Consider the following 14,960-nt stretch of genomic DNA (forward strand, 5'->3'; position numbering starts at 1 on the left):
GGTTCCCTCCAGAAGAGAGGGCTGGCAACGCCAACCCTCCCTGCCAATCGTTATTTCTTCTTGGCGTACTTCATGGAGTCCAGGGCCACCGCCAGAATGATAATGCCGCCCTTGATGATGAACTGCCAGTAAGGGCTGACGCCGATATAGGTCAAGCCATAGTTGATCAGGGTGAAGATAAGTACGCCGGTAATCACACCCGCGACCGTTCCCACCCCGCCAGCAAACGACACGCCGCCCACCACGCACGCCGCGATGGCATCCAGCTCGTACATGAAGCCGAGGTTGTTGGTGGCGCTACCGATCCGGCCCGCTTCCAGCATGCCGCCGAAGGCGTAGAAGACCCCTGCCAGCGCGTAGATCATTACCAGATTGACCGCCACATTGACGCCGGAGACCTTGGCCGCTTCCGGGTTGCCGCCGATGGCAAAGATATTTTTGCCAAAGCGGGTCTTGTTCCACAGCACCCAGACAAAGACGCTGGCGATGGCCGCATAGAAGGTGAGATAGGAGAGCTTGAATCCTCCTATCCGGATAAACCCTTGAGCGAAGCTGGAAAAGCGGGGATCAAACCCGGCCACCGGCGAGGCCCCTACCGAGTCAAAGTAGAGGGAGTTGATACCGTAGACGATGATCATGGTGCCCAGGGTGGTAATGAACGGGGTGACGTTCAGGTAGGCCACAATGAGACCGTTGACCAGACCAATCAGGGCACCCACCACACACACCAGCAGGATCACCGCAGGAATGGGCACCTCCCCCAGCGTCGGGAACACCTTGTTGACGTTGGTCAGGGCCTGCAACATGGTTGCCGCAATGAGTGCCGCCAGACCGACCTGACGACCGGCCGAGAGATCCGTCCCCTGGGTGATGATGATACCCGCCACCCCCAGCGCTATGATGACCCGCACCGAGGACTGGGTAAGGATATTGCTGAAGTTGGTGAGGCTCAGGAAGGAGGGCTCCTGGATCACGATGACCATGAGCAGCACCAGCAGCACCAGATAGATGGCGTTTTCCTTGAGCGCCTGCATCAGATTGAAATTTTTAGCCGACTCCATAAATGTCTTCCTGTCTCTAGAGGTACAGAGATGCCAGGCGCAGTATCTCGCTCTGGTCAGTTTCTTTGGTATTGACGATCCCGGCGACCCGGCCATTGCTCATCACCATGATGCGGTCGGTGATCCCCAGCAATTCCGGCATCTCTGACGAGATGATGATGATCCCCTTCTCCTTCTTCGCCAGCTCCAGGATGAGCTGGTAGATCTCGAACTTGGCCCCGACGTCGATGCCGCGGGTGGGCTCGTCAAGCATCAGGATCTCCGGCTGGGTCAGCAGCCAGCGGCCGATAATCACCTTCTGCTGGTTGCCCCCGGAGAGGGAACCTATCTGGGTCTGCTGGGTCGGCGTCTTGACCCGCATGGAGTCGATCACCCACTGGGTATCGCTCTTCATCTTGTTGTCGCTGAGCAGCCCCATGGAGCCCTTGTAGCTGTCCATGTTGGCGATCAGGGAGTTGAAGGCGATATCGAGTCGGGAGTAGATACCGGTGGAGCGGCGCTCTTCCGTCACCAGCGCAAAGCCGTTGCGGATCGCTTCGTGGGCGTTGTGGTTGGCTACTTCTTTGCCGTGCAGCTTGATGCTGCCCTGACTGCGATCGCGAATACCGAACAGGGTCTCGACGATGTCGGTGCGCTTGGCTCCCACCAGTCCGGCGATGCCGAGGATCTCCCCCTTGTGCAGGTTGAAGGTCACATCCTGAATGGAGGGCTGGTTTTTCGCCGTCAGGTGTTCGATCTCGAGGATCACCTCTTTCGGCTGGTTGGTCTTTTCAGGGAAGCGCTGGGTCAGTTCACGGCCGACCATCATGCCGATGATCTGATCCATGGTCATGCCCTTGAGCGGCTGGGTTGCCACCCACTGGCCATCCCGCAATATGGTGATCTCGTCACAGAGCTGGAAGATCTCCTCCATCTTGTGAGAGATGTAGACGATGCCGCACCCCTTATCCTTCAACTTGTTGATGATCTTGAAGAGGTGATTCACCTCTTTCTCGGTCAGCGAGGAGGTGGGTTCGTCCATGATGACGATCTTGGCATCGTAGGAAAACGCCTTGGCGATCTCGATCATCTGCATCTGGGAGACCGACAGGGTCGCGACCTTCACCTTGGGGTCGATGTCGATATCCAGCTCATCGAAGATGCGCTTGGTGTCGTCATACATCTTGCCGTGGTCGATAAACCACCCCTTGGTGGGGTAGCGGCCGAGCCACATGTTGTCCATCACGGTACGCTGCAACACCAGGTTGAGCTCCTGATGCACCATGGAGACGCCATTTTCCAGCGCCTCTTTCGAGGAGGTGAAGTTGATCTCCTGCCCCTTGAAGAAGATCTTGCCCTGATCCTTCTCGTAAATGCCGAACAGGCACTTGAGCAGTGTGGATTTTCCCGCTCCGTTCTCGCCCATCAACGCATGCACAGAATGAGGACGGACCCGTAAATTGACATTATCGAGTGCCTTGACGCCGGGAAAGCTCTTACTGACGTCAATCATCTCCAACAGCCATTCTGATTGTTGCTGTGTTGTCATATCAGCCATCACATCTGGTTGAAAAAAGGGCAAGGGGATCTCCCTTGCCCTGGAGGAGGGAATTACTCGAATTGGGACAGGTTGTCTTTATCCACACCGACGTAGGCAACACGTACTACCTTGTCGACGATATTCCACTTGGTGCCTTCACCGGCCGGTTTGCCTTCAGCCAGGTTCTTGGTCAGCTCGAAGGTGGCTTTGGCCTGGTTGGCCGCATCGTTCAGCACGGTACCTGCCATGGCACCACTCTTGACCATGGCCAGCGCTTCCGGCAGCGCATCGACGCCGAATACCGGAATGGCAGTCTTGCCCTGGGCTTTCAGCGACTCGACCGCACCCATTGCCATGCCGTCGTTGTTGGCGATGACCACTTCGATCTTGTTGGCGTTGGGGCCGGAGATCCAGGCGTCCATCTTGTCTTTGGCCATCGCGGTATCCCACATACCGGTATCCATGTGCAGTTGCTCGGTCTTGACGCCGCCATCGTTCAGGGTCTTGACCACGTAGGAGGTGCGCGCTTCGGCATCCGGGTGGCCCGGCTCCCCTTTCAGCAGCACGAACTGGATCACGCCATCCTTGTTCAGATCCCACTCCGGATGGGCTTTCCAGTGTTTGGCAATCAGCTGACCCTGGATGATCCCTGACTCCTTGGAGTCGGTGCCCACGTAGTAGGCCTTGTCGTAGCTGGCCAGATCGGTAGTGCTCGGTTCCTTGTTGTAGAAAACAACCGGGATATCTTCGCCACGGGCTTTCTCAATCACCACCGGGGCCGCAGCCGGGTCAACCAGGTTGATGGCCAGCGCCTTCACCCCTTTGGCCAGCAGCACGTCGATCTGGTCGTTCTGCTTGGACTGGTCGTTCTGGGAGTCGTTCATCAGCAGCTCCACCCCCGGAGTGGCTGCCGCCTCCTTCTCGATGGCCTTGCGCACGACCGCCATGAAGTTGTCGTCATATTTGTAGACGGTTACCCCGATACGGGTGTCAGCCTGGGCATTGGCTCCAGCCATCATGCCCATCAGCAGGGCGGCAACTGTGGTCAGTTTTTTCATTATGTGTGCTCCGATGTGTCTATCTGTGTTGTAGGGTGGCGAGCAATTGAGCAAGCGCCAATCAATGTAATCAGTTTGTTGTCATTTCTTCTGTGATCATGACGACAAAATGAAAACGTTTACACTCTGTTACATTGAAACTTTATATTTATTTTTCAAATACATATAAATAAAAATTAGATTTGAGACTCAATCTTTCCCACAGCATTGAGGCTAGTCGTTACTGGTCTGTTGTCAAAATGGCGCACTGGCTAGACAGTCGCTTCAATAGCTGGATTAGCGGAGAGTGCAGCCCCAACGGTAACGACGCTCGAGCAGTTGATACTCGGGACGCACGCTCTGGCTCCAGGAGTCATCCCCACCCACCCCCATGTGGGCACCATCGAGGCAGACCCACAGCCCTGCTTCGGCCACCAGATCGCTCTGGTGACGAGCAGCGGCCAGCTGTTGCTGACTGAAGCGGCTGGCACTGAAATGGAAGCTGCCGTTCACCGTTGTGCTGCCCAGCTGCAGCTGACGGGTATCGCAGCGCAAACCGTTGTCGCTCGGGAAGATATAAGGGGTATGCATGGCCTCCAGCGGCAAACTCCAGCGCCCCAGATCGGCGCCCAGCAGGCGATCAGGATAGTTTTCGTGCGGCCCACGCCCCAGCCATTCGGCTCGCGCCGGTACCTCGGCCAGATGAAGCAACAGACCGATCCGCGGCAGCGACGGCAGCGCTTGCGCCAGCTCGGTCTCTATCTCCAGGCTCATGGCGCCATCGTCGGTAAAGCGGTGATGCCAGTGACTCACCAGCAGCAGCTCATCGTGGTGGAAGTAACCATGGCTGACCCGGATATCCCCTCCGACGACCGCGATCCCCAGACAGCGGTGCTGCCACTGACCGAGACCACACGCCTGCCAGCGGGCAATCCAGGAGTTGGGGTCGGCGTGATCCGCTTCGCTAGTGCCAATGTCGTTGTCGAGCGGTGCGCGATAGAAGTGATCCATGATCGGCGCCAGCAACTGCTCCTGCCCCGATTTTTGCCAACTGGTGATACGACCACTCAGCTTGTCGAGCCACCACTGGCTGTTTGCGGCAGTGACCAACCAGCCATCCGGCTGCTCGCTCAGGGTAGCGGCAGCGACCGGCGCTGGCAGGGCAAGGGGGGTCGGCAGGGTGAACTGCTGACGGGCGACCTTGTGATCCGCCTGCGACCATAGGGTTTCCTGTGGCTGCACGATGGCCAGATCGAGCCAGGCCAGTGAACCTGCCGCAAAGGTGGGCAACGCCTCGCTCAGGGTCAACTCGACCACCCCTTGCGGCGCCAGCTCAAGGGAAACCTCCCCCTGCTGCTGCACATGGCCGTTCTCGCACAGCAGCCAGCAAAGCCGCTCGTTATCGGTGGAGCGGAACAGGTATTCACTCTCGATCCGCACCCGCAGCGGGGTGCGCTCAAGCAGAGTGAAGCGGAACGGCTGCTGGGCACGCTTTGCTTCGCACAGGGCGGGATGGGGGGTGCGATCAGGGAACAGCAGACCGTTGCAGCAGAACTGGCGATCGTTTTGCACATCACCGAAGTCGCCGCCATAGCCCCAGTAGTGACGGCCATCGGCGGTGTATTTGTCGAGCCCCTGATCGACCCAATCCCAGACAAACCCGCCTTGCAGACGTGGATGATCGCGAAACGCCTGCCAATAGTGGGCGTAGCCCCCGAGACTGTTGCCCATGGCGTGGGCATATTCGCAGAGGATCAGCGGTCGGTGCTCGCCGGGCAGGCCGATCCACTTGGCCAGCGCCCACTTGGGCACCGCCGGGAAAGGCTGATCCTGATGGGTTCTGGCATACATGGGACAGATAATGTCGGTCGCCGGAGTATCGGCCCCGCCACCCTCGTACTGCACCGGACGGCTCGGGTCGCTGCGCTTGATCCAGCCATACATGGCATCGTGGGCCGGGCCGTAACCCGACTCGTTGCCGAGCGACCAGATGATGATGGAGGGGTGGTTGAAATCCCGTGCCACCATGCGGGTCGCCCGCTCCAGAAAGGCGTTGCTCCAGGCGGGATCCCGCGCCAGCCGCCCCATGGGGGTCATGCCGTGGGTCTCCAGATTCGCCTCGTCCACCACATAGAGACCGAGTTGATCGCAGAGGCGATAGAAGTCGGGGTGGTTGGGATAGTGGGAGCAGCGCACCGCATTGAAGTTGTGCCGCTTCATCAGCAGCAGATCCCGCTCCATGGTGGCGCGATCGATGGCATAACCCTTGGCGGGATGGTGTTCATGACGGTTGGCACCGCGAACAAGCAGCGGCAGCCCGTTGACCCGCAGCAGGCCGCCACGGATCTCCACCACCCGAAAGCCCACATCACACGCCTCGCTCTCGATGGCGTGGCCCTGCTCGTCCAGCAGGGTCAAAGTCAGGCGATAGAGATGAGGTGTCTCGGCGCTCCACTTGCGTGGTGCGGCCACATCGAGCCACAGTTCGGCGCGATCGTCGTAAGCCCCTTTTTCATCAATGGCTTGGGTGCCGATCGGCTGGCGCAGGGTCGCAACCCGCTCGCCACCGTCATAGAGATTGGCCTCAACCGACAGACCGGCCGCATTGGCCACCTGCAGGGCAATCTTGAGACGGCCATCCCGATAGCAGGCATCCAGCTCGGGGGTCACCCGCATATCCATCAGATGGCGGATCGGTTTGTGCAGCAGGCTGACGGAGCGGAAGATCCCCGAAAGCCACCACATATCCTGATCTTCCAGATAGGAGCCATCAGACCAGCGCAGCACAAGCACCGCCAGCCTGTTGCGACCGCTCTGCAGATATGGGGTCAGATCGAATTCGGCGGGCAGGCGGCTGTCCTGGGAGTAACCGACCCAGCGGCCGTTGCAGAAGAGGTGGAAGGCGCTGCTCACCCCGTCGAAGATGATCCGGCTCTGTCCACTTGCCAGCCAGTCGGCGGGCAGTTCGAACTCGCGGGAGTAGCAGCCGGTAGGATTCTCTGCTGGCACTCGGGGCGGATCGCAAGGAAAGGGGTACTTGATATTGGTGTAGATGGGGCCATCGGTGAGCGGCCGCGCTGCTGGATAGGCGGCATCCAGCTGCCAGTTGCCCGGCACAGTGATGGGAGTGGCATCCGCCAGATCCTGCACTAGCCAGCTCTCGGGCACCCGCTCGGGGGCGGCAAAGAAGGAGAAGCGCCACTCGCCATCGAGCAAGAGACGGGAGGAAGAGGCCAGATCACCCCTGGCATCCGTTTCGCTGCGCCAGCTGAACATGGGGGTATGGGCAGCCAGACGATTTACCGACGTAATGGCCTGAGTCTGCCAATCCTGACGCGCCACTATCTCCCTGAGCATTCACTCTCTCCCTGCTGATTGGAAAACGTATTCAGTCTAGAGAAGTATGACGCAGGGAACGGCGATCTCGCTCACACAGATGTAAACGATTACACTGATTTTGTTAAGTAAAGCGGAGTAAAAATGATTAAAAATAGGTAAAACAATAACTGTGCAAGAAACGGCCCCGAACAGGGCCACAAAAGGGGGCTATCCGGCCCGAACCGGTGCCACCGAGTGGCGATTGATCAGGGTGGGGGTATAGATCCGGCTCTGGGTCGCGTCACTCTCCCCCGCCGCCAGCTGAATGGCCAGCTTGGCCGCCTGGGCCGCCATCAGCTCGATGGGATAGCGCATGGTGGAGAGCTTGGGCCTCAGGTATCTGGCATAGATGATGTCATCGAAGCCCACTACCGAGACCTCCTCCGGCACTCGCAGGCCGTTGTCCGCCAGCACAGAGATGGCGCCAGCCGCCATGGCATCGTTATAGGCCACCACGGCGGTCACCTTGAGCCCCTTGGCCAGCAGGTTGAGCATGGCACGCTCCCCCCCCTCCTCGTTCGGCGTGCCGCTCTCGATAAGCTCGGGATCGGCTGCCAGACCGGCTTCCATCAGTCCATCCTGATAGCCCTGCAGACGCAAGGTGGCATCCTCAATGGCGTGATCCGAGCTGATAAAGGCGATATGGCGGTGACCCAGTTCGATCAGGTGGCGAGTTGCCGTGGCCGCACCAAGCCGGTTGTTGAGAGCGATGCAGCGTCCCTTGAGGGCCGGAATATCGCGGTTGATCAGCACCATACCGGGCACCCGCATGGCGTAATCGTAAAGTTCCTCGTCGCTCAGCGCCTTGCTGTGCACCACCAGCGCCTCGCAGCGCTTGCCGATCAGCAGCTCGATCGCTTCACGCTCCTGACGCGCCTTGTGAAAACCGTTACCCATCAGCAGGTGAAGGTTCTGCTCGACGGCCACGCCGGAGACCCCCTTCACCAGTGCACCGAAGAAGGGATCGGCTACATCACCGACCACCACCCCCATGGTGTCGCAAGTCTGGTTCACCAGTGCCCGCGCGTTGGCGTTGGGGGTATAGCCCAGTTCGGCCATGGCCTTCTGCACCACTTCGCGAGACGCGGCGCTGGCCTTGGGGGAGTTGTTCATCACCCGTGAAACCGTTGCCACCGACACATTGGCCAAACGGGCGACATCCTTGATGGTGCTCATACTGTTTTCACTTATTTCACTGTGCAATAGAGCGCCATTATACCCAGCAAACCCATTGAAAACAGAGGTGAAACGCATATCTGCCGTCAGGATGACCACAGAAACAGTGTAATCGTTTACACTGTTTTGCAAGCAAGCTCACAGTTTGGTCGCCACACCCTCGGCTAGACTCCTTCCAGACACTTTTCAGTGGAGAGCAAGATGAACGTTCTGGTCACCGGCGGTTGCGGATATATCGGCAGCCACACCTGTCTGGCCTTGCAAGCGGCAAGCATGAATCCCGTGGTGGTCGACAACCTCGGCAACAGCAAACGCAGCGTGCTGGCCCGAGTCGCAGCCATCAGTGGCCAACAACCCGTTTTCTATCAAGGAGATATTCGCGATGCCGCCCTGCTGGACCGGATCTTCGCCGAGCAGCAGATCGATGCTGTGATCCACTTTGCCGCCCTCAAAGCGGTCGGTGAATCGACCCGCATTCCACTGGATTACTACGAGAACAATCTCGGTGGCACCCTCACCATGCTGCAGGCGATGAAGCGGGCCAATGTGCACAATCTGGTGTTCAGCTCCTCTGCCACCGTCTATGGCGATCCCGCCAGCCTGCCGATCCGCGAGGATTTCTCTCGCAGCGCCACCAACCCTTACGGGCGATCCAAGCTGATCATCGAGGAGATCCTCGAAGATCTGCAGCTGGCCGAGCCCCACTGGAGCATGACCCTGCTGCGCTACTTCAATCCGGTCGGCGCCCACGAATCGGGCACCATGGGTGAAGACCCGCAAGGTATCCCCAACAACCTGATGCCCTATATCACCCAGGTGGCCATTGGCCGTCGCGACTGCCTCTCGGTCTTTGGAAACGATTACCCCACCCTGGATGGCACCGGCGTGCGCGACTACATCCACGTGATGGATCTCGCCGAAGGGCACGTCAAGGCGTTGCAACACTGCGCTGGCAAGGGTGGCGTGCACACCTACAACCTGGGCACCGGCCAGGGTCAGAGCGTGTTGCAGCTGGTCGCCGCTTTCTCTGCCGCCTGTGGCAAGCCGCTGCCATTTCGCATCGAACCGCGCCGCCCGGGCGACATCGCCGCCTGCTGGGCAGATCCGGCCAAGGCCGAGCGCGAGCTGGGCTGGCAGGCAACCCGGGACATAGACGCCATGTGCGCCGACAGCTGGCGCTGGCAATCCGCCAACCCGAACGGTTACGAGGAGTAGGCCTGCCTGCTCCCTGTTAATAGATGACCTTATTTTTCAATACCTTATTCAGGAGAGATGATGTTCAACCCCGTCGATCATCCCCATCGCCGCTTCAACCCGCTGACCGGCCAGTATGTGCTGGTCTCCCCCCACCGGGCCAAACGCCCCTGGCAGGGGCAGGTGGAGAAGGTGAGTCAGGCCCCCAAACAGGCACATGATCCCGACTGCTTCCTCTGCGCGGGCAATACCCGGGTCACCGGCGACATCAACCCCGACTATCAGGGCACCTTCGTTTTTACCAACGACTTCGCCGCCCTGATGCAGGATACCCCGGCCGCCGATAGCGCCAGCGATCCCCTGCTGAAACTGGAGGCCGCCCGCGGCACCAGCCGGGTCATCTGCTTCTCGCCGGATCACGGCAAGACCCTGCCCGAGCTGCAGCTACCCGCCATCGAGGGGGTGATCACCACCTGGATGGATCAGGTCGCCGAGTTGTCGGCCCAGTGGGAGTGGGTGCAGGTATTTGAAAACAAAGGGGCCGTCATGGGCTGCTCCAACCCGCACCCCCACGGCCAGATCTGGGGCAGCGACTTCCTGCCCAACGAGATCGCCCGCGAAGAGCAGCACCAGCGTGACTGGCTGGCCGAGCATGGCCGCCCCATGCTGCTGGAGTATGTGGAGCGGGAGCTGGCGGATCGCTCGCGCATCGTGGTGGAGACCGAGCACTGGCTTGCCGTGGTCCCCTTCTGGGCCGCCTGGCCGTTCGAAACCCTGCTGCTGCCCAAGGCGCACGTCCCCTCCATGCTCAATCTGACCAAGGCCCAGCAACAGGATCTGGCGGTAGCGCTCAAGGAGCTCACCAGCCGCTACGACAACCTGTTCGAGTGCAGCTTCCCCTACTCCATGGGCTGGCACTTTGCACCGCCCAAATCGGATTGCCCCGAGGCGTGGCAACTGCACGCCCACTTCTATCCGCCACTGCTGCGCTCCGCCACCGTGCGCAAATTCATGGTCGGCTTCGAGATGCTGGCCGAAACCCAGCGCGACCTTACCCCCGAGCAGGCTGCCGAGCGGCTGCGTGCCCTGAGCCCCGTTCACTACAACCAGACCAGCCACACCAATGAGGAGGCCCTATGACCCCCAGCCAACGCGTCAGCACCGTTTTTGCCGAGCAATTTGCCAAAGCGCCCGATCTGCTGGTGCGCGCCCCCGGCCGCGTCAACCTCATCGGTGAACATACCGACTACAACGACGGCTTCGTGCTGCCCTGCGCCATCGACTACGAGACCTGCGTCGCCATCGGCCTGCGCGATGACCGGCAAGTGCAGGTGATCGCCGCCGACTACGACAACCAGCGCGACCAGTTCGACCTCGACCAGCCCATCGAGCACCACGCCGACCAACGCTGGAGCGACTACATCCGCGGCGTGGTGAAGTATCTGCAGGAGCGCGGTTATGCCCTGCGCGGCCTCGATCTGGTGGTCTCCGGCAACGTGCCGCAGGGGGCGGGGCTCTCCTCCTCTGCCTCGCTGGAAGTAGCCATCGGTCAGGCATTCAAAGAAGCGCTGGGGCTCGATATCAGCCAGGCCGAGATCGCCCTCAACGGCCAGCAGGCGGAGAACAAGTTCGTCGGCTGCAACTGCGGCATCATGGATCAGATGATCTCCGCCAGCGGCAAAACGGATCATGCCCTGCTGCTCGACTGCCGCTCGCTGGAGACCCGCCTCATCCCCATGCCGGCGGATCTGGCGGTGCTGATCGTCAACTCCAATGTGCGCCGCGGTCTGGTGGACAGCGAATACAACACCCGTCGCCAGCAGTGCGAAGCGGCCGCCTGTCACTACGGGGTCAAGGCGCTGCGCGACCTCGATCTGGCCGGACTGGAAGCGGGCAAGGCCGGGCTGGATGATGCTTGCTATCGTCGTGCCCGCCACATCGTTGGGGAAAATGCCCGCACTCTGGCGGCCGCCGATGCGCTGGCGAGCCACGATCTGACCCGTCTCGGCGAGCTGATGGCCCAGTCGCACACCGCCATGCGCGATGACTTCGAGATCACAGTGCCCGCTATCGACGGTCTGGTGGAGATCATCAAGGCTAGGATCGGCACAGATGGTGGCGTGCGGATGACCGGTGGCGGCTTCGGCGGCTGCGTGGTCGCCCTGCTGCGCCCGGAGAAAGTGGCCGAGGTGATTGCCGCCGTCGAGGCGGAGTATCCGGCCATCTCGGGCCTCAAGGCCGACTGCTACGTCTGCTCTGCCAGCGCCGGTGCAGGCAAGCTATGAGCAGCGCCATGACCCCGTTCGAGCTGGAAAATGAAGAGGGGCTGCGCCTGCGCGGCCTCGACTTCGGCGCCACCCTCACCTCCCTCACCCTGCTGGTGGCGGGCAAACGGCGTGAAGTGCTGCTGGGCTGTGCCGACGACGCCTATCCCACCCAGCAGGTGTGGCTGGGTGCGGTGGCCGGGCGTTTCGCCAACCGCATCGGCGGTGCCGAGCTGGTGCGTGATGGACAGCGCTGGCCGCTGAATGCCAATCAGGCACCCAACTGTCTGCACGGCGGGCAGGCTGGCTTTCATCGCCAGCGCTGGCAAATCAGGGAGCTGGAGGCGGATCGGGTCAAGCTGGCGTTGCTCTCCCGGGCGGGGGAGCAGGGCTTTCCCGGCAATCTGCGGGTCACCCTGGAGTACCGGCTGGAGCAGAACGATCTGGTGGTGGATTTCATCGCCAGCACGGATGCCACAACTCCGGTCAGCCTCACCAGCCACGCTTACTTCAATCTCGATGGGCAAACCGATGGCGGCGATATCCGTGACCACCTCATCAGCATCAATGCCGACCACTTCCTGCCGACCGACCCGAACGGTTTGCCGATCACCATCACCCCGGTGGAGGGGCCATTCGATCTGCGCCGCGAGCGCCTGATTGGCCAGGATTGGCTGAACCATCCCCAGCAGCAACAGGCCAAGGGGTACGATCACGCCTTTGTGCTCAACGGCCCAACGCAAGAGTGGGCTGCTCGTGTGGTATCAGGGGACAGGCAGCTGGCGATGGAAGTCTATACCAACCAGCCCTCGCTACAGTTCTACACCGGAAACTGGCTGGCCAATACCCCGAACCGCAGCGGCCTGTCGCACCGGGATCACGACGGCTTCTGTCTTGAGGCGCAACAGCTACCGGACAGCCCCAATCGCCCCGAGCTGGGCAACCCCTGGCTGCTGCCTGGCGAGCGTTATCACCACCAGACCCGCTACCGCTTTATCCGCGACTAACTTAAAGAATTCATGATTTTTACATAGCCTCAGCAGTCACAATCGAGCAAGATATGCCGCCCCGAGACCCTTTCGGGGCGTTTTTACATCAACGAAGTTAAGGATTGTTTGTTCGATGACTGACACTTATAGCCTGCTGGTCGCCTTTATTCTGGGCGTCGTCGAGGGGCTGACCGAGTTCCTCCCCGTCTCCTCCACCGGCCACATGATTATCGTCGGCCATCTGCTGGGCTTTGAAGGGCCCAAGGCTGCCACTTTCGAAGTGGTGATCCAGCTGGGCTCCATCCTCGCCGTGGTCGCCGTCTTCTGGCGTCGCCTGTTTGGCCTGATTGGCATCCACTTTGGCCAGAAGCCGTCCCGGGATCACGCCACCCTGTCGCTGATCCATGTCATCCTCGGCATGATGCCCGCCATCGTGGTCGGTCTGGCCATCCACAGCTGGATCAAGGCCAACCTGTTTGGTCCGCAGACCGTCATGTACGCGCTGGTCGCGGGGGGCATCCTGCTGATCATCGCCGAGAAGTTCCGCCCGGCCGTCACAGCCGAAACCCTGGATGACATCAGCTACAAGCAGGCGTTCGGCATCGGTCTGTTCCAGTGTCTGGCCCTGTGGCCCGGCTTCTCCCGCTCCGGCGCCACCATCAGTGGTGGCATGCTGATGGGGATCAGCCGTCACGCCGCCGCCGAGTTCTCCTTCATCATGGCAGTGCCCATGATGGTGGCGGCCAGCGGGCTTGATCTCTACAAGAGCCGCGATTTTCTCTCGATGGCCGACTTCCCGATGTTTGCAGTGGGCTTTATCACCGCCTTCGTGGTAGCGATGTTTGCGATCAAGACCTTCCTGACATTGATCCGCCGCATCGACTTCATCCCGTTCGCCATCTACCGCTTTATCGTGGCATTCGCCGTCTATCTGGTGTTTGTCGCCTGACCGGCAACCAGCAATCAAATGAAAAAAGGGACCAATCTGGTCCCTTTTTCTATGGCGTCATAGTGCTCAGTAGAGGTGCTGGCTGATGCCATTCAGCAGCCGCGACAACCCCTTGGTGAACTGCACCGGCGCATCCTGCACCGTGTAGCAGAGGCAACCGTCCGGCGTATGCGGGCTGTGAGAGTGGCTGGCATCGCGCCAGATGAAATCTCCCGCCTTGTAAAGGGTATCGCCATCCTGAATATTACCAGCCAGCAGCAAGGTCAGCTCATAGCCCTGATGGGTGTGCTCGGGGATGCGACCGCCCGCTTCGATATGGAGCAAGCTGGCGCGCGCCCCCATCTCGTCCAGCGGCAAACTATGCTGACGAATGGCCCCGATATGGCGCCACTTGGGCGAACGGTAGCGGGCCAGAACCCGCGGCAAGCGGTAGGCGTGACCGGCCACCTCCAGCTCGCAGTGCTGCGTTCGGGGCTGGTCATGTGTTGGCTCGGAGAGGGGCTCTGCCAGCGGCTGGGCCAGAATATCCGCCAGCATGGCGTCGAATCCGGCGTCCAGTCCCACTTCATCGCGGGAGGCCAGCTCGGGCTCTGCTGGCGAGGCAAGATATTGCTGCGCCAGCTCCTCTTCGAATGTCTTCAGTCGGGCAGCACAATCGGGGCAGAGTTCACAGTGGGCGGAGAGCCCCACCGCCAGCGGCAGAGGGAGCTCGTCGGCGGCGAAGGCACGCAGCATAGGGTCGGTCGGATGGGCTTTAATCATGGCCTTGCTCCACTTGCTCTTTCAGTTTCTGTAACGCCAGCCGGAGGCGGGACTTGATGGTGCCGAGCGGCACGCCGAGTCGCTCCGCCAGCTCCTGCTGGGAGAACTCCTGCAGATAGATGCCGCGCACCACCTGCTGTTGCGGCTCCGGCAGGGTGCCCAAATAGTGGGCCATCTGACGGGTCAGCACCGCATCTTCCCCCCCGCTCAGGTGCTCCTCTTCGGCCTGAAACTCCAGCACGGGCCACAGCTCCTCGGCACAGAGATCTTCCTTGCTGGCGCGACGACGGCGCAGCATGTCGAAGCACTGATTGCGCATCACGGTGTAGATCCAGGTGGTCGGCGCCCCCTTCTCCGGGTGATAGAGACGCGCTTTCTGCCACACCAGCAGCATGGTCTCCTGCACCAGCTCCATGGCGTTGGCTTCGCTGCCGAGGTGGCGCAGGCCGTAGCTGCGAATACGCGGCGCAAAGTGTTGGAACAGGCGGGCAAAAGCAGCCTTGTCGGCCTGCTCTGCCACCCTGATCAGCAGAGATTTGAGGTCGCCATCCGGGTTATCCATCACGGGCGAGGTCCTGCGTATGGTCGAGTGTGGTTGGCCAGTATATGCCATTGCGCCATCCCTTTGGTG

General features: G+C 60.6%; 12 protein-coding genes. 5 read left to right on the forward strand and 7 right to left on the reverse strand.

Going from position 1 to position 14,960, the window contains the following annotated elements:
• Nucleotides 1-50: 50 nt before the first annotated feature.
• The 5 genes from mglC to AB5Y82_RS06095 all read right to left on the reverse strand — a co-directional run bounded on the left by mglC (nucleotide 51) and on the right by AB5Y82_RS06095 (nucleotide 8,171).
• The gene (mglC, locus tag AB5Y82_RS06075; RefSeq protein ID WP_005342585.1) at nucleotides 51-1,061 is read right to left on the reverse strand and encodes a galactose/methyl galactoside ABC transporter permease MglC; all 1,011 of its coding nucleotides are present in this window, start codon (nucleotides 1,059-1,061) and stop codon (nucleotides 51-53) included.
• Between the two features lie 16 nt (nucleotides 1,062-1,077).
• On the reverse strand, nucleotides 1,078-2,598 hold the full coding sequence (gene mglA / locus AB5Y82_RS06080; protein ID WP_159157851.1) for a galactose/methyl galactoside ABC transporter ATP-binding protein MglA: 1,521 nt from the start codon (nucleotides 2,596-2,598) through the stop codon (nucleotides 1,078-1,080).
• Nucleotides 2,599-2,651: 53 nt separating this feature from the next.
• Nucleotides 2,652-3,638: a galactose/glucose ABC transporter substrate-binding protein MglB gene (gene mglB, locus AB5Y82_RS06085; protein WP_064339142.1), complete on the reverse strand. Its 987-nt coding sequence runs from the start codon at nucleotides 3,636-3,638 to the stop codon at nucleotides 2,652-2,654.
• A 276-nt stretch (nucleotides 3,639-3,914) separates the two neighbouring features.
• Nucleotides 3,915-6,974 (reverse strand): beta-galactosidase, encoded by a 3,060-nt coding sequence (locus AB5Y82_RS06090; protein WP_368173765.1) that lies wholly within the window; start codon nucleotides 6,972-6,974, stop codon nucleotides 3,915-3,917.
• 189 nt (nucleotides 6,975-7,163) lie between these two features.
• Nucleotides 7,164-8,171: a substrate-binding domain-containing protein gene (locus AB5Y82_RS06095; protein WP_159142721.1), complete on the reverse strand. Its 1,008-nt coding sequence runs from the start codon at nucleotides 8,169-8,171 to the stop codon at nucleotides 7,164-7,166.
• Nucleotides 8,172-8,372: 201 nt separating this feature from the next.
• Here AB5Y82_RS06095 and galE point away from each other — a divergent pair, with 201 nt between their 5' ends.
• From galE to bacA, 5 genes are all read left to right on the forward strand, one after another.
• Nucleotides 8,373-9,386 carry a UDP-glucose 4-epimerase GalE gene (gene galE / locus AB5Y82_RS06100; RefSeq protein ID WP_111900440.1) on the forward strand — a complete coding sequence of 338 codons (1,014 nt, stop codon included), beginning with the start codon at nucleotides 8,373-8,375 and terminating at the stop codon, nucleotides 9,384-9,386.
• Nucleotides 9,387-9,446: 60 nt separating this feature from the next.
• Nucleotides 9,447-10,505 carry a UDP-glucose--hexose-1-phosphate uridylyltransferase gene (locus tag AB5Y82_RS06105; protein WP_111900439.1) on the forward strand — a complete coding sequence of 353 codons (1,059 nt, stop codon included), beginning with the start codon at nucleotides 9,447-9,449 and terminating at the stop codon, nucleotides 10,503-10,505.
• Complete coding sequence (gene galK, locus AB5Y82_RS06110) at nucleotides 10,502-11,650, forward strand: galactokinase (RefSeq protein WP_111900438.1); 1,149 nt, start codon at nucleotides 10,502-10,504, stop codon at nucleotides 11,648-11,650. The genes AB5Y82_RS06105 and galK overlap by 4 nt, the downstream gene beginning before the upstream one ends.
• The gene (gene galM / locus AB5Y82_RS06115; protein ID WP_111900437.1) at nucleotides 11,647-12,636 is read left to right on the forward strand and encodes a galactose-1-epimerase; all 990 of its coding nucleotides are present in this window, start codon (nucleotides 11,647-11,649) and stop codon (nucleotides 12,634-12,636) included. Before galK ends, galM begins: the two co-directional genes overlap by 4 nt.
• 115 nt (nucleotides 12,637-12,751) lie before the next feature.
• Nucleotides 12,752-13,567 carry an undecaprenyl-diphosphate phosphatase gene (gene bacA, locus AB5Y82_RS06120; protein ID WP_021230740.1) on the forward strand — a complete coding sequence of 272 codons (816 nt, stop codon included), beginning with the start codon at nucleotides 12,752-12,754 and terminating at the stop codon, nucleotides 13,565-13,567.
• A gap of 66 nt (nucleotides 13,568-13,633) precedes the next feature.
• Here bacA and AB5Y82_RS06125 read toward each other — a convergent pair whose 3' ends face one another.
• Both AB5Y82_RS06125 and AB5Y82_RS06130 read right to left on the reverse strand, forming a co-directional pair.
• The gene (locus AB5Y82_RS06125) at nucleotides 13,634-14,329 is read right to left on the reverse strand and encodes a ChrR family anti-sigma-E factor (protein WP_111900436.1); all 696 of its coding nucleotides are present in this window, start codon (nucleotides 14,327-14,329) and stop codon (nucleotides 13,634-13,636) included.
• Complete coding sequence (locus tag AB5Y82_RS06130) at nucleotides 14,322-14,891, reverse strand: sigma-70 family RNA polymerase sigma factor (RefSeq protein WP_005355542.1); 570 nt, start codon at nucleotides 14,889-14,891, stop codon at nucleotides 14,322-14,324. The genes AB5Y82_RS06125 and AB5Y82_RS06130 overlap by 8 nt, the downstream gene beginning before the upstream one ends.
• Nucleotides 14,892-14,960: the final 69 nt, after the last annotated feature.

The sequence above is a fragment of the Aeromonas sp. s13 genome (assembly GCF_040907905.1).
GTDB lineage: Bacteria > Pseudomonadota > Gammaproteobacteria > Enterobacterales > Aeromonadaceae > Aeromonas > Aeromonas veronii.

Excerpts from the sequence above, each read along its gene's own strand:
- mglC (WP_005342585.1), bottom strand. The coding sequence starts at position 1,061 with ATGGAGTCGGCTAAAAATTTCAATCTGATGCAGGCGCTCAAGGAAAAC.
- mglA (WP_159157851.1), bottom strand. The coding sequence starts at position 2,598 with ATGGCTGATATGACAACACAGCAACAATCAGAATGGCTGTTGGAGATG.
- mglB (WP_064339142.1), bottom strand. The coding sequence starts at position 3,638 with ATGAAAAAACTGACCACAGTTGCCGCCCTGCTGATGGGCATGATGGCT.
- AB5Y82_RS06090 (WP_368173765.1), bottom strand. The coding sequence starts at position 6,974 with ATGCTCAGGGAGATAGTGGCGCGTCAGGATTGGCAGACTCAGGCCATT.
- AB5Y82_RS06095 (WP_159142721.1), bottom strand. The coding sequence starts at position 8,171 with ATGAGCACCATCAAGGATGTCGCCCGTTTGGCCAATGTGTCGGTGGCA.
- galE (WP_111900440.1), top strand. The coding sequence starts at position 8,373 with ATGAACGTTCTGGTCACCGGCGGTTGCGGATATATCGGCAGCCACACC.
- AB5Y82_RS06105 (WP_111900439.1), top strand. The coding sequence starts at position 9,447 with ATGTTCAACCCCGTCGATCATCCCCATCGCCGCTTCAACCCGCTGACC.
- galK (WP_111900438.1), top strand. The coding sequence starts at position 10,502 with ATGACCCCCAGCCAACGCGTCAGCACCGTTTTTGCCGAGCAATTTGCC.
- galM (WP_111900437.1), top strand. The coding sequence starts at position 11,647 with ATGAGCAGCGCCATGACCCCGTTCGAGCTGGAAAATGAAGAGGGGCTG.
- bacA (WP_021230740.1), top strand. The coding sequence starts at position 12,752 with ATGACTGACACTTATAGCCTGCTGGTCGCCTTTATTCTGGGCGTCGTC.
- AB5Y82_RS06125 (WP_111900436.1), bottom strand. The coding sequence starts at position 14,329 with ATGATTAAAGCCCATCCGACCGACCCTATGCTGCGTGCCTTCGCCGCC.
- AB5Y82_RS06130 (WP_005355542.1), bottom strand. The coding sequence starts at position 14,891 with ATGGATAACCCGGATGGCGACCTCAAATCTCTGCTGATCAGGGTGGCA.